Here is a 13,506-nt window from a genome sequence, read left to right as displayed (position 1 = left end):
GCTGGATGGGGGCGGCGCTGGCGCTTGCCGCGCGCGGGCGCGGACGGACCAGCCCGAACCCAAGTGTTGGCTGCGTGATCGTTGGTGATGGTCGGATCGTCGGGCGCGGCTGGACGCAGCCGGGCGGGCGTCCGCATGCCGAGGCGATGGCGCTGGCGCAGGCGGGCAACGGCGCGCGCGGGGCGACTGCCTATGTCACGCTGGAGCCGTGCGCGCACCAGTCGGCGCGTGGGCCGGCCTGCGCCGACCTGCTGGTAACGGCCGGGGTGGGGCGCGTCGTGGTCGGCAGCGGCGACCCCGATCCACGGACCGACGGCAAGGGGCTGGCGCGGCTTGCCACGGCGGGGATCGCGACGACCAGCGGCGTGCGGGCGGCAGAAGCGCAGGCGGCGATGGCAGGGTTCCTGACACGCCTTGCGCATGGCAGGCCGCAGGTAACGCTCAAGCTTGCCACCTCGCTCGACGGATGCATTGCGCGTGCCGACGGGGAGAGTCGCTGGATCACCGGCGCCGAAGCGCGCGCGCACGCGCATCTCGAGCGCAGCCGGCACGAGGCGATCCTGGTCGGCCGCGAAACGTGGGAGATCGACCGCCCCACGCTCGACGTCCGCCTGCCGGGGCTGGAGTCGCGCGCGCCGCAGCGCGTCGTCCTGTCGAGCCGATCGGATCGCCTGCCTGACGCGGACGGCGTAACCGTCATCGCCGCGCCCGGCGCGATCGCCGGACTGCCGGGCGACCATCTTTTCGTTGAGGGGGGTGCGGGGGCGGCGTCCGCGTTCCTCACCGCGGACCTTGTCGACCGGCTGCTGCTGTACCGCGCGCCGATTCTGATCGGCGGCGGGCGGCCGGCGCTCGGCGATATCGGGCTGGGCGCGCTCGGCGACGCGCACGGCCGCTGGGATTTGACCGATGCGCGCCAGCTTGGCAGCGACCGGCTCGAGGTCTACGAGCGGGTGCGATGTTTACCGGGATCATAACCGACGTCGGGGAGATTGCGCGCGTCGAGACGCGCGGTGACACCCGCGTCGTCGTCCGCACCGCCTATGAAACCGCCGAGATCGATCTTGGCGCGTCGGTCGCCTGCTCTGGTGTCTGCCTGACCGTTGTCGACAAGGGGCCGAACTGGCTTGCGTTCGACGTCTCGGGCGAGACGATCAGCCGCAGCGCGCAGGGCCAGTGGAGCGAGGGACGCCCCCTCAACCTCGAACGCGCGATGAAGCTCGGCGACGAGCTCGGCGGGCATATCGTGACGGGGCACGTCGACGGCGTCGCCGAAGTGATCGACGTCACCGCCGACGGCGATTCGAAGCGCGTCCGCTTCCGCGTGCCGAGCGATCTTGCGCCGTTCCTCGCGCCCAAGGGATCGGTGACGGTCGACGGCGTGTCGCTGACGGTCAACGCGGTGGACGATGCGCCTGACGGATCGAGCACCTTCGCGATCAACATCATCCCGCATACCCAGGCCGTCACCACGTTGTCCGCGCTCGCGCCCGGCGTCGCGGTCAACATCGAGATCGACGTCCTCGCCCGCTACCTCCAACGGATGGAACATTATCGTGCAAAAGCCCGCTGAGCTCGCGCGCCTGCGCCACGCCTTCCTCTCGACGCCCGAGGAAATCATCGACGAGGCGAAGAACGGCCGGATGTTCATCCTGGTCGACGACGAAGATCGCGAGAACGAGGGCGATCTGGTGATCCCGGCGCAGATGGCGACGCCCGAGAAGATCAACTTCATGGCGCGGCACGGTCGCGGCCTGATCTGCCTGGCGATGACCAAGTCGCGTGTCGACGCGCTCGGGCTCGATCTGATGAGCCGCCACAACGGCACGCGGCACGAGACCGCCTTCACCGTCTCGATCGAGGCGCGCGACGGGGTGACGACGGGTATCTCCGCCGCCGATCGTGCGCGGACGATCGCGGTTGCCATCGACGCGTCGAAGAGCCGCGACGAGATCGTGACGCCGGGCCACGTCTTCCCGCTGGTCGCGCGCGACGGCGGCGTGCTGGTGCGTGCCGGGCATACCGAGGCCGCGGTCGACGTGTCGCGGCTTGCCGGGCTCAATCCGTCGGGCGTGATCTGCGAGATCATGAACGAGGACGGGACGATGTCGCGGATGGACGACCTCGTCTCGTTCGCGCAGCTTCACAACCTCAAGATTGGCACGATCCGCGACCTCATCGCCTATCGCCGGCGCAACGACCACCTCGTCGAGAAGAAGGCCGAGATGGCGTTCGAATCGAAGTGGGGCGGGCAGTGGAAGGCGATGACGTTCCACAACAAGGCGACCGGCGACGAGACGATCGCGCTGGTCAAGGGCAAGATCGATCCCGCCGAGCCGACGCTGGTGCGGATGCACACCGCGAGCTTCTTCGTCGACATGTTCGGCGAGACGTCCGAGCGGTCGGGGCTGCTGTCGCATTCGATGGAGCTGATCGCCGAGGAAGGCGCGGGCGTGATCGTCGTCATCAATCGGCCGATGAAGGGCGTCATCACCCGCTTCATGCAGCTGCGCGCCGAGGGCAAGAGCGCCGGCGCCCCCGAAGTCGAGGAGCTGCGCGACTATGGCGTGGGCGCGCAGATCCTGGCGGACCTGGGCGTCGAGGAGATGATCCTGCTCACCAACACCCACCACACGCTGGTCGGGCTCGAGGGCTATGGCCTGTCGATCGTCGGCGAGCGGCCGATCCCGGGCACCGGCGGGGAGTGATGCGAACCGGCGCCGACGAAGCGGCGGCGCCGAAATACGCGCACATCGAACGTGAGCGCCGCTGGCTGATCGATCCGACACGCCTGCCCCCGCTGCCGGCGGATCACGTGCTGATCGAGGACCGCTATCTGGCGGGCACGCGGATGCGGCTGCGGCGGATGACCGACAGCGGCGGTGGCGGTGTCGCGCTGAAGCTGACCAAGAAATATCCGGCGGACGATCCGCTCGCGCGCGCGATCGTCACCGCCTATCTCGACGAGCCTGAGTACGCGCTGCTCGCCGAACTGCCGGGTACGGCGATCGTCAAGCGGCGCTACGATCTGGTATCTGGCGACCTGACCTACAGCGTCGATCGTTTCGAGGGGGCGCTGGCGGGGCTGATCCTCGCCGAGATCGAATGGCCCGACGACCGTGGGCTGCGAGGCTTGCCCGCGCCGCCCGGTACGATACGGGAGGTCAGCGACGATCCCCGCTACCAGGGCGGCAGTCTCGTCGCGCACGGCATACCGAAGGAAGACTGATGGCCAACATCCTCATCGTCGAGGCACGTTTCTACGATCACCTGAACGACATGCTGATCGCCGGCGCGCGCGCGGCGATCGAGGCAGCGGGGCACCAGGCCGAGGTGCTGACGGTGCCTGGCGCGCTCGAGGTGCCCGGCGCGATCGCGATGGCGGCGGAGAGCGAGCGCTACGACGCGTTCGTCGCGCTGGGCGTCGTCATCCGCGGTGAGACCTATCACTTCGAGATCGTCTCGAACGAGAGCGCGCGCGGGATCATGGCGCTGACGATGGACGGCATCCCGATCGGCAACGGCATTTTGACGACCGAGAACGAGGCACAGGCGATCGCCCGGGCCGATCCCGCGCAGCTCAACAAGGGCGGTGGCGCGGCGCAGGCGGCGTTGGCGATGCTCGACCTGCGCGAGCGGCTCGGCTGATCAAAGCCGGTTAAATCTGGCCGGAGGCGCCCTCCTAGCCTCCTGCAAAACTTCGTTACGGACCCGAAGCGCCCGCGGAGCGTAGGGCGCTTCGCACCTGTCGTAGCGAGTTGATCCGGATATATGATTACCACCGCCTCCCCGCGGCTCAGCAACATCGTCAGCGAGGTGTGGCGCCCGCTGGCCGCATTGTTCGTCTGGGATTGCATCGTCACCGCGGTGTACATCTTCGCGCCGTTCACCGCGCCGTCACTGCCGCTGACGCTGTTCGGCTCGGCGCTCGCACTGTTCCTCGGCTTCCGCGATAACTCCGCGTACGAACGCTGGTGGGAAGGGCGCGGGCTGTGGGGGCTGATGATCAATGCCTCACGCAGCCTGGCGCGCGGCGCGCGCAGCATGCTGCCCGATGAGGCACGCGACCTGAAGCGCACGATCGTGCTGCGCCACGTCGCCTATGTGAATGCGCTGCGTTGCCAGTTGCGCAAGCTGCCCGCCGACGGCGAGGTACTGCGCTTCCTGTCGCGCGGTGAGGCGGAGCCGGCGCTGCAGCGGACCAATATCGCCAACGGCATTCTCGACGGTACCTCGCGGCGGATCGACGACGCGCGCAAAGCGGGAATGATCGACACGATCCAGCAGGCGCATCTGGAGGGCCTGCTGGTCGACATCGCCAATGCGCAGGGCGGCATGGAGCGGATCAAGAACACGCCGCTGCCCAACCAGTATCGGTTCTTCCCGACGTTCTTCACGCGCCTGTTCTGTGTGTTGCTGCCGATCGGGCTGGTCGAGACGCTGGGAATCGCGACGCCGATCGGATCGACTATCGCGGGGCTGATGTTCCTTGCCATCCTGCAGATTGGCGATGACCTGGTCGATCCGTTTGCCAATACGATCCACGACGTGCCGCTGAACGCGATGTGCCGCACGATCGAAATCGATCTGTTGCAGTCGATCGGCGACGAGGCGCCGCCGCCGCTGACGCCGGAGAAGGGCGTATTATGGTAGGGATGGCGTAACCGCTCCGGCTTACTTATACCGATGTAAGTAAGCCGGAGCTGGAGCCGGCAGGGAGAGATACACCATGCCGCACGCGCACACGATCGAGGCCAACCCGCACTGGCTGCCGCTCAATCCGCCATCGTCGCTGAACGCGATTCCCGGCGAGCGCGGCTGGCCCTTCATCGGCAACACGTTCGAGGTGCTGAAGGACCCGCTCGCCTTCACCAGGAAGATGGTGGCGAAGCACGGGCCGGTATATCGCAACAACAGCTTCGGCGGCGATTCGGTGGTGCTGCTTGGGCCGGAGGCGAACGAGCTCGTCCTGTTCGACAAGGACAAAAATTTCTCGTCCGAGCAAGGCTGGGGCCCGGTGCTCAACCTGGTCTTTCCGCGCGGCCTGATGCTGATGGATTTCGAGAAGCATCGCGCCGATCGCAAGGCGCTGTCGGTGGCGTTCAAGCCCGAACCGATGAAACACTATGCCGAGGAGCTGAACGCCGGCATCGCGGCGCAGGTCGGCAGCTGGGCGAACCGCCCGCTCGATTTCTACCCGACGATCAAGGCGCTGACGCTTGATCTCGCCGCCACGAGCTTTCTCGGCGTGCCGCTGGGTGACGAGGCGGCGCGGATCAACCAGGCGTTCGTCGACGAGGTTCAGGCGTCGGTGTCGCCGATCCGCACGCCGCTGCCCGGCACGTCGATGCGCAAGGGGGTGAAGGCGCGCGAATATCTCGTCGATTTCTTCACCCGCGAGATCCCCGCCCGCCGCAACGGCAGCGGGCAGGATTTCTTCTCGCAATTCTGCCGCGCGACCGACGAGCACGGCGCGCCGCTGCCTGCCGACGCGATCGTCGATCACATGAACTTCCTGATGATGGCGGCGCACGACACGATCACGTCGTCGGCGACGAGCCTCGTCATGCTGCTCGGCCGCAACACCGAGTGGCAGGAGCGGTTGCGCGAAGAGATCGGCGATCTCGGCAGCAACGACGGGACGGTGCCGTACGGCCAACTCGATCGCCTGGTGCTGACCGAATATGCGTTCAAAGAGTCGCTGCGACTGATGCCGCCGGTGCCGTCGATCCCGCGCCGGGCGATGCGCGATTTCGAGTTCGGCGGCTATCACATTCCGGCGGGCACGTTCGTCGGCGTCAACACCGCCTACACGCACCACATGCCCGAGCACTGGCCCAATCCCGAGACGTTCGATCCGATGCGCTTCTCGCCCGAAGCGTCGAAGGGACGGCACCGCTTCGCCTGGGTGCCGTTCGGCGGCGGCGCGCATATGTGCATCGGCCTGCACTTCGCGACGATGCAGATCCGCATCCTGATGGCGCAGCTGCTGAGCCGCTATCGTATCGAGCTGGCGCCGGGGGCGGGCGCGGACTGGCAGATCTTCCCGATCCCGAAGCCCAAGGACGGCCTGCCGGTGCGGTTCGTTCCGGTCTGACGGTATAGATCAGTGCGCTCGCCAGACGCGTGATGCCAAGATCGGGATCGGCGCTGCGCCGATCCCGAGGCGCGTCAGTCCTTCTTGCGGTTGGCGAAGATCACCGCGGCGGCGACCGCGGCCGAGCCGATGCCGACGCCAAGCCCGATCTTGCCGAGATCCCAGCCCTTGCGATCGCGGCGCGCGTCGTTGGCGGCGGTCTGATGCTGCTTCGCCGCGGCGGCGGCGGCGAGGATCTCATTGGGTTCGTCGGACACGCTTACTCTCCGCAATTTCTGGCCGGACGTCAGCCTTTGCCCCGCTGATATCGCGCGCGAAAGCCGTCGGCGAATGTTTTCAACCGCGCCTCGGCGATCGCCGCGCGCAGATCCGCCATCAGCGCCTCGTAGAAGAAGATGTTGTGCTCGGTCATCAGCATGGCGCCGAGGATCTCGCCACTGCGGACGAGGTGATGGAGATAGGCGCGGCTCCAGCCGGCGCAGGTCGGGCAGCCGCAGTCGAGATCGAGCGGGCCCTGATCCTCGTTGAAGCGCGCGTTGCGGATGTTGAGCGGCCCGTTGCGCGTGAACGCCTGCCCTGTGCGCCCCGAGCGCGTCGGCAGCACGCAATCGAACATGTCGACCCCGCGCTCGACCGCGCCGACGATGTCGTCGGGTTTGCCGACCCCCATCAGGTAGCGCGGCCGATCCGCCGGCAGTTGGCCGGGGGCGAAATCGAGGCAGCCGAACATCGCCTCCTGCCCTTCGCCGACCGCGAGACCGCCGATCGCATAGCCATCGAAGCCGATGTCGATCAGCGCGTCGGCGCTCGCCTTGCGAAAGCCTTCGTCGAGCGCGCCCTGCTGAATGCCGAAGATCGCGTTCTGCGCGGCATGCGCGCCGCCGGCGTCGAACGCGGCGCGGCTGCGCTTCGCCCAGCGCATCGATCGCTCCATGGCCGCCGCCTGCACCTCGCGCGTCGACGTCGTCGGCACGAGTTCGTCGAACGCCATGACGATGTTCGACCCGAGCAGCCGCTGGATCTCGATCGAGCGTTCGGGGCTGAGCAGGTGGCGCGTGCCGTCGAGATGCGACTTGAAGGTAATGCCTTCTTCCGACCGCTTGGTGAGATCGGCGAGGCTCATCACCTGATACCCGCCCGAATCAGTAAGGATCGGGCGATCCCAGCCCATGAAGGCGTGGAGCCCGCCGAGCCGCGCGACGCGCTCCGCCCCGGGGCGCAGCATCAGGTGATAGGTATTACCGAGGATGATATCCGCGCCGGTCGCCGCGACGTCAGCGGGCTTCATCGCCTTGACGGTTGCGGCAGTGCCGACGGGCATGAAGGCAGGTGTCCGGATCGTGCCGCGGTGCATCGCGATCGCGCCGGTGCGCGCCGCGCCGTCGGTCGCCTCAATGGTGAAGGCGAAGCGCTCGTTCATCGCCGGCGCGGCTTTCGCCCGGGTGGCGGCACGCGATCGTCGCCATAGGCGCGGGCGCGGATCGTCAGCAATTCGGCGCGCGTGACGGCGCCGTCCTTGTCCCGATCGTAGCGGGTGAAGAATTCGCGCATCTTGGCCTGGAGCTCGGCCAGCGAGATGCGGTTGTCACCATCACTGTCGGTCTCGAACGGGCTCGGCAAAGCGTTGCGATCGCCGAGATAGCGCTCGGCCCAGTCGGCAAAGGCAATGTAGCCGAGCGTGCCTGCGTTGGCGGTGTCGATCGCGGTGAAGCTGCGACGGACACCGGCTTCCAGCTCCGCATGGGTGACGCGGGCATCGCCGTCGGCGTCGAACGTCGCGATCAGCATCGCGGCCGGTTCGAACGCCATTGTCGCAGGCGGCTGTGCCGGTAATGGCGGGGGACCGCCTGGTTGCGGCGAGGCCGCCTGGAGCAGGAGCGAGAGGATCAGCATCGGTCAGGCGCTCTTCGACGACAGTCGCCAGGAATTGCCGCGGCCCGCGGGGCAGCGCGTCACTGATCTACTGGCGGTTTGGGGAGCTGCTGGATGCCCGACAAGGACTCGAACCTTGATTGACGGAGTCAGAGTCCGCTCTCTTACCATTAGAGGATCGGGCACCGGCAGGGCCGCGCCTCTAAGCCGCTCCGCCGGCAAGGTCAAGCGCCCGCTTGCAGCTTGCGGCACTGCACGCTAGCTTCAGGCCCAAGCACCGAACGGACGCAATGTCCGTGACGGCAGAACATAGAATGAAAGCAACGGCACGTGGCGCAACAATCCGCCGACTTGCCGTACCGGCGCGATCCATCCCGCGCCCGTCCGGCCTCCGAGGGCCCGTCAGCGGCCCGGCTACGCCAGGGCTTCGCGCGCCATTATGCCGCGCTTGATCTGGGCACCAACAATTGCCGCCTGCTGATCGCGCGGCCGCAGGGCGATGGCTTCGCGGTGGTCGACGCCTTCTCGCGCATCGTGCGGCTGGGCGAGGGGCTGGCGACGAGCGGGCGGCTGTCCGACGCGGCGATCGAGCGCACGATCGGTGCGCTGCGGATCTGCTCCGAGAAGTTGAAGCGGCGCAACGTCACCCTGGCGCGATCTGTCGCGACCGAGGCGTGCCGACGCGCCTCTAACGGCGCGGCGTTCATTGCCCGCGCGCACGAGGAGACGGGCATCCACCTCGACGTGATCTCGGCAGAGGAGGAGGCGCGGCTCGCGGTGCTCGGCTGCCACGTGCTGCTCGAACCGGGCAATGCGCCCGCGCTGGTATTCGATATCGGCGGCGGATCGACCGAGCTGGTCCTGATCGACACCTCGACCACAGTGCCGACGGTGATCGACTGGCATTCGGCGCCATGGGGCGTCGTGTCGCTGACCGAGAGCGCGGGCGGCAGCGGTAGCGAGGGACCGGCGGGGCTGGCGGCGGTGTACGAACGAATGCGTGGGCTGGTGCGCGAGAGTTTCGCGCCGTTTACGGCGCGGCTACCGAAGGTGGAGGGGCCGCGGCGGCTGCTCGGCACGTCGGGAACGGTGACGACGCTGGCGAGCGTTCACTTGGGACTCGACCGCTACGATCGCGCGCAGGTCGACGGGCTGATCGCGCCCTCGGCGTCGATGCGCGCGATCAGCCAGCGGCTGGCGCATCTGTCGATCGCCGAACGCGCGCTGCTGCCGTGCATCGGGCGCGAGCGTGCCGATCTGGTCGTCGCTGGGTGCGCGATCCTCGAGACGATCCTCGACCTGTGGCCGGCCGAGCGGCTCGGCATTGCCGACCGTGGAATCCGCGAGGGGATTCTGCGGCGGCTGATGGCGACGGCGCGATAGAGACTGACGTGAAGGATCAATCGTGAGAGATGGTGGTGGCCTGCGCACGCGGGTGAAGACCGCACGGCGACGCACAGCACAGTCGACGCGCTGGCTCGAGCGCCAGCTGAACGACCCCTATGTCCGCCGCGCCAAAGCGGAGGGATATCGCAGCCGCGCCGCCTACAAGCTGATCGAGCTCGACGAGCGCTTCGGTTTCCTGAAGGGGGCGAAGCGGATCGTCGATTTGGGCATGGCGCCGGGTGGATGGAGCCAGGTGGTGCGCCGGCAGGTGCCGGGATGCGCGGTGGTCGGCATCGACCTGCTCCCGGTCGATCCGCTCGACGGTGTGACGATCCTGCAGCTCGATTTCATGGACGACGATGCGCCCGACCGGCTGATCGCCGAGCTCGGCGGTGCGCCCGACATCGTCCTGTCGGACATGGCGGCGAATACGGTGGGGCATCCGCAGACCGATGCGTTGCGGACGATGGGGCTGGTCGAGGCGGCGAGCGACTTCGCGATATCGGTGCTGCGCCCCGGCGGTGCGTTCGTCGCCAAGGTGTTCGCCGGCGGCGCCGATTCAACGCTGGTCGCGCTGCTCAAGAAGAATTTCACGACGGTGAAGCACGCCAAGCCGCCGGCGAGCCGCAAGGGTTCGGTGGAATGGTTTGTCGTCGCGCAGGGCTTCAAGGGGCGGGCTGCGTCGGCGCTGGAAGAGCAGGAATAGCCGCGCCGGGCGCTGCGTGGCAGGCCGCGGCCGCGTAGGCCTGCCGGTAGGATCGGGTGAAGCAGCGCAGCAGGGCGTCGACCACGAAAATGTCGGCGCCACTGTTCGCCCGGATCGGGTGCCGGCATCGCGAGGGCTCGTCTCGCATCGTCGAACAGCCGATGATCGTGTGCGGCAGCGACGGTGCGGGGAGACGGTCGCGCGTGGTCTTCCAGGCGGCGCGATCGCGGCGCAGGAATGCGGGGGTCGCATCGAGATAGGCGTTCTAGCCGAACCCAACGTAGCGGTGCCGTGTGTTCGGCAGGATCGCGACGGCACCAGCCTAATCGGCGGCGTAGGCGCGCTTCCGAGGCGCGTGGAAATCACGACATCGTATCGCACTTCGGATGCCGCTTCGCGGGATACGCCGCGATCAGGTCCACGGCGGCGCGGTAGCAGCCTTTGCGCTCGATCGATCGATGCCTGTTCGTCGAGCGGCGGAATCAATGACTGGCGGCGCTTCGGACGAGGCGAAGGCGAGGCACTATTGCACGCAATGCGAGCATGACGAGCACGCGGCATGATGCCCGCGATCGTCGGTGCTCCGATAAGAGAGAGCGACTAAAGGCGAAACGCAAAAGCCGCAGCGTTGCCGCTGCGGCTTTTTGGGTTGTCGGAACTAGCCGCGGGCCAGCCCGGGTCGTCGGACGGGGTTCGGCTTTGCCGACCCGTCGGCCGTGGCTTCGGTCTATCCGGAATTGGCTTGTGCTAATTCCGGCCCTTAGCCTCAGCCTTCGTAGTCGGCGCCGAGGTTCTGGTTGCGCGGCGGGGCGGCGGCGGTGAGCCGCAGCGCCTCGGCCGATGCGGCGAGCGAGCCGACGGCGTCGGCCTCTTCCTCGTCATCGATCTGCACGCGCTGCAGGCTCTGGATCACCGATTCCTTGAGATCCTTCGGCTTCACCGTCTGTTCGGCAATCTCGCGCAGCGCGACGACCGGATTCTTGTCGCGATCGCGATCGATCGTCAGTTCGGCGCCGCCTGACACCTGCCGCGCGCGCTGTGCTGCAAGCAGGACCAGATCGAAGCGGTTGGGGATCTTGTCGACGCAATCCTCGACGGTGACGCGCGCCATGGACGCTTCCTTCGCAAAATACCGATAGATGAAGCGCCGCGACCTACGCGCGGGCAGGCGCCAAGTCAAGGAAGCGCGCGGGTTGCCGCGGCGGCGTGCGCACGCCATCACCGCCCGATGACCAGCGCCACCCCCTTCACCGTCGACGACAACCGGCTGACACTGCTCGCCGAGGGCCCAGAGCGGCTGGCCGCGCTGCTCGATCTGATCGGCGGCGCGCGCACGTCGTTGCGCATCCTCTACTATATCTACGCCGATGATGCGTCCGGGCGCCAGGTCTCGGCGGCGCTGATCGACGCGGCGCGACGTGGTGTCGTGGTTCAGCTGATCGTCGATGGTTTCGGCAGCGGTGAGGCGGCGGAGAACAATTTCTTCGACGGGATGGAGGAGGCGGGCGTCTCGGTCTGCCGGTTCGTGCCGCGTCTCGGGCGGCGCTACCTGTTGCGCAACCACCAGAAGCTCGCGCTCGCCGACGGTGAGGCGGGGACAGCGCGGATCATCGTCGGCGGGTTCAACGTTGAGGACGATTATTTCGGCACCGACGACGACCAGGCATGGCGCGACCTGGGGCTGCTGGTCGAGGGGCCGGCGGCGGCCCGGATGGCCGGGTATTTCGACGCGCTGGAGGCTTGGGTGCGCACGCCAAAAGCGAAGCTGCGCCGGCTCAATCGCGATCTCGCGCGGTGGAGCGAGACCGAAGGGCCGGTCCGCTGGCTGATCGGCGGGCCGACGCGCCGCCTGTCGCCCTGGGCACGCGCCGTGCGTGCCGACATGCGCGTCGCACCTCGAATCGACATCATCGCAGCCTATTTCACGCCCAGCCCCGCACTGTTGCGGCGGCTCGACAAGGCTGGGCGGTTGCGGCGGCCGGTGCGCGTCGTCACCGCGCGCAAGTCGGACAACAATGCGACGATCGCTGCCGCACGCTTCACCTATCGCGGGCTGTTGAAGAAGGGCGTGCGGGTGTTCGAATTCCTGCCCACCAAGCTTCACACCAAGCTCTATGCCGTGGGGGACGCGACGCATATCGGCAGCGCCAATTTCGACATGCGCAGCCTGTTCATCAATCTCGAACTGATGCTGCGGATCGAGGATGCGGCATTCGCCGCGCATGTGCGCGACTATATCGACGGCGAGATCGCGCGCTCGGAGGAGATCACGCTCGACCGCTACCTCGCCGCAACCGGGCTGTGGCAGCGCACCAAGCAGTTCGTGGCCTATCTGATCGTCGGGGTCGCCGATCCGTTCCTGTCACGAAGCCTCAATTTCGGGATCGACGAATGAGCGTGTCGCACGACTACAGCCCACGCATTGCCTGGACGGGCGACCGGGGCGACGGGACGGCGCGTTACCTGGGCTATGATCGCACCTAGTCGATCGAGACGCCGGGCAAGCCGGCGGTGCGATGTTCGAACCATCCGCGGCTAGGCGGCGATCCGGCGCTGCACAATCCTGAGGATCTGCTGATCGCCGCGCTCTCGGCGTGCCGCATGCTGTGGTATCTTCACTTGGCGAGCGCGGCGGGCATCGCAGTCAGCGCCTATGCCGACGATCCGCTGGGCCATGGCGAGATCGCGCAGGTGTGCTTCATTGCGCGCTCGGTGAAGTTTTCAGTGCGCTACGCCGCAACCTACATCAACGCATGACGCGCCGACCGCGTCAGTCCTTCCAGCACCAGTAGAGTTGGGCAGGGGGCACGTTCCACCATTCCATGTTGTGATCGATCCGCCCGAAATGGGGGGCGAGGAAATCACGCACCTTGGGACTGAATTGATAGACGAGGAACGCGCCGCCGGGCCGGATCACGCGCTGCGTCGCCGCGGCGATCGCGGGACCGACGCCAGCCGGCAGCGTCGAGAACGGCAGGCCGGAAAGGACGAAATCGGCCGCCTCATGCCCGCGTTCGGCAACGATCGCCTCGACCTCGGCGGCCGAGCCGTGGACCGCGACGAAGCGCGAATCGACGATCGTGTGATCGAGATAGCGGATGAAATCGGCGTTGGTGTCGATCGCGATCAGCGTCGCATCGGGCGCCATCCGTTCAAGAATCGGGCGGCAGAAGGTACCGACGCCGGGGCCGTATTCGACGAACACCTTGCAGTTCGCCCAGTCGACCGGCGCGAGCATCTTGTCGATCAGCTTCGCCGACGAGGGGATCACCGAGCCGACCATCACCGGATGTTTCAGGAACCCGGAGAAGAACATCTGCCATGGCCCGGGGACGCCGGCGGAACGGGTTCGCGCGCGGCGCACCGCACTGGTCGAGCTTGGCATGGAGGACACGTTACTCCCGAACGATCGTCTATGGTGCCGAACGCGGCACACGTACGCCGG

16 protein-coding genes and 1 tRNA gene are annotated in these 13,506 nt (G+C 67.4%); 11 read left to right on the top strand and 6 right to left on the bottom strand.

The window, feature by feature from the left end; genetic code table 11:
* The first annotated feature begins 5 nt into the window (after positions 1-5).
* From ribD to F1C10_RS08715, 7 genes are all read left to right on the top strand, one after another.
* Entirely contained in the window at positions 6-977 is a 972-nt protein-coding gene (ribD, locus tag F1C10_RS08745) for a bifunctional diaminohydroxyphosphoribosylaminopyrimidine deaminase/5-amino-6-(5-phosphoribosylamino)uracil reductase RibD (RefSeq protein WP_185210153.1), read from the top strand.
* Positions 959-1,573: a riboflavin synthase gene (locus F1C10_RS08740; RefSeq protein ID WP_185205468.1), complete on the top strand. Its 615-nt coding sequence runs from the start codon at positions 959-961 to the stop codon at positions 1,571-1,573. The genes ribD and F1C10_RS08740 overlap by 19 nt, the downstream gene beginning before the upstream one ends.
* Complete coding sequence (gene ribB, locus F1C10_RS08735; protein ID WP_185205466.1) at positions 1,557-2,708, top strand: 3,4-dihydroxy-2-butanone-4-phosphate synthase; 1,152 nt, start codon at positions 1,557-1,559, stop codon at positions 2,706-2,708. The genes F1C10_RS08740 and ribB overlap by 17 nt, the downstream gene beginning before the upstream one ends.
* Positions 2,708-3,229 carry a hypothetical protein gene (locus F1C10_RS08730; protein WP_185205465.1) on the top strand — a complete coding sequence of 174 codons (522 nt, stop codon included), beginning with the start codon at positions 2,708-2,710 and terminating at the stop codon, positions 3,227-3,229. Before ribB ends, F1C10_RS08730 begins: the two co-directional genes overlap by 1 nt.
* Complete coding sequence (gene ribH / locus F1C10_RS08725; protein ID WP_085808714.1) at positions 3,229-3,648, top strand: 6,7-dimethyl-8-ribityllumazine synthase; 420 nt, start codon at positions 3,229-3,231, stop codon at positions 3,646-3,648. Before F1C10_RS08730 ends, ribH begins: the two co-directional genes overlap by 1 nt.
* A 123-nt stretch (positions 3,649-3,771) precedes the next feature.
* Positions 3,772-4,653: a bestrophin family protein gene (locus F1C10_RS08720; RefSeq protein ID WP_185205463.1), complete on the top strand. Its 882-nt coding sequence runs from the start codon at positions 3,772-3,774 to the stop codon at positions 4,651-4,653.
* A gap of 76 nt (positions 4,654-4,729) precedes the next feature.
* On the top strand, positions 4,730-6,097 hold the full coding sequence (locus tag F1C10_RS08715) for a cytochrome P450 (RefSeq protein WP_185205461.1): 1,368 nt from the start codon (positions 4,730-4,732) through the stop codon (positions 6,095-6,097).
* A gap of 74 nt (positions 6,098-6,171) precedes the next feature.
* Here F1C10_RS08715 and F1C10_RS08710 read toward each other — a convergent pair whose 3' ends face one another.
* From F1C10_RS08710 to F1C10_RS08695, 4 genes are all read right to left on the bottom strand, one after another.
* Complete coding sequence (locus F1C10_RS08710; protein ID WP_085808711.1) at positions 6,172-6,354, bottom strand: hypothetical protein; 183 nt, start codon at positions 6,352-6,354, stop codon at positions 6,172-6,174.
* A gap of 29 nt (positions 6,355-6,383) precedes the next feature.
* Positions 6,384-7,517, bottom strand: a complete 1,134-nt coding sequence (tgt, locus tag F1C10_RS08705) for a tRNA guanosine(34) transglycosylase Tgt (RefSeq protein WP_185205459.1) — start codon at positions 7,515-7,517, stop codon at positions 6,384-6,386.
* Positions 7,514-7,906 carry an EF-hand domain-containing protein gene (locus F1C10_RS08700; protein WP_308458051.1) on the bottom strand — a complete coding sequence of 131 codons (393 nt, stop codon included), beginning with the start codon at positions 7,904-7,906 and terminating at the stop codon, positions 7,514-7,516. The genes tgt and F1C10_RS08700 overlap by 4 nt, the downstream gene beginning before the upstream one ends.
* A 174-nt stretch (positions 7,907-8,080) precedes the next feature.
* Positions 8,081-8,154 (bottom strand) — tRNA-Gln (locus tag F1C10_RS08695).
* Positions 8,155-8,299: 145 nt separating this feature from the next.
* On the opposite strand from F1C10_RS08695, the gene F1C10_RS08690 reads away from it, so the two are divergent.
* Together F1C10_RS08690 and F1C10_RS08685 are read left to right on the top strand one after the other, a co-directional pair.
* Positions 8,300-9,352 carry a Ppx/GppA phosphatase family protein gene (locus tag F1C10_RS08690; protein WP_144037093.1) on the top strand — a complete coding sequence of 351 codons (1,053 nt, stop codon included), beginning with the start codon at positions 8,300-8,302 and terminating at the stop codon, positions 9,350-9,352.
* A gap of 19 nt (positions 9,353-9,371) precedes the next feature.
* A complete protein-coding gene (locus F1C10_RS08685; RefSeq protein ID WP_185210152.1) occupies positions 9,372-10,061 on the top strand; it encodes an RlmE family RNA methyltransferase in 690 nt (229 codons plus the stop codon).
* A gap of 766 nt (positions 10,062-10,827) precedes the next feature.
* Here the strand turns inward: F1C10_RS08685 and rpoZ are convergent.
* Positions 10,828-11,172: a DNA-directed RNA polymerase subunit omega gene (gene rpoZ / locus F1C10_RS08680; protein WP_085808708.1), complete on the bottom strand. Its 345-nt coding sequence runs from the start codon at positions 11,170-11,172 to the stop codon at positions 10,828-10,830.
* Between the two features lie 117 nt (positions 11,173-11,289).
* Here rpoZ and F1C10_RS08675 point away from each other — a divergent pair, with 117 nt between their 5' ends.
* Together F1C10_RS08675 and F1C10_RS08670 are read left to right on the top strand one after the other, a co-directional pair.
* Positions 11,290-12,456, top strand: coding sequence for a phosphatidylserine/phosphatidylglycerophosphate/cardiolipin synthase family protein (locus F1C10_RS08675; RefSeq protein ID WP_185205456.1), 1,167 nt, complete (start codon positions 11,290-11,292; stop codon positions 12,454-12,456).
* Positions 12,457-12,572: 116 nt separating this feature from the next.
* Entirely contained in the window at positions 12,573-12,818 is a 246-nt protein-coding gene (locus tag F1C10_RS08670; protein ID WP_258042801.1) for an OsmC family protein, read from the top strand.
* Positions 12,819-12,831: 13 nt separating this feature from the next.
* Here the strand turns inward: F1C10_RS08670 and F1C10_RS08665 are convergent, their stop codons facing one another.
* The gene (locus F1C10_RS08665) at positions 12,832-13,446 is read right to left on the bottom strand and encodes a class I SAM-dependent methyltransferase (RefSeq protein ID WP_185205455.1); all 615 of its coding nucleotides are present in this window, start codon (positions 13,444-13,446) and stop codon (positions 12,832-12,834) included.
* Between the last annotated feature and the right edge of the window lie 60 nt (positions 13,447-13,506).

It is taken from the genome of Sphingomonas sp. NBWT7 (assembly GCF_014217605.1).
In the GTDB taxonomy this organism is placed as follows: Bacteria; Pseudomonadota; Alphaproteobacteria; order Sphingomonadales; family Sphingomonadaceae; genus Sphingomonas.
Note: the sequence above shows the minus strand (reverse complement) of the source record. Positions and strands in the feature narration are given on the sequence as shown.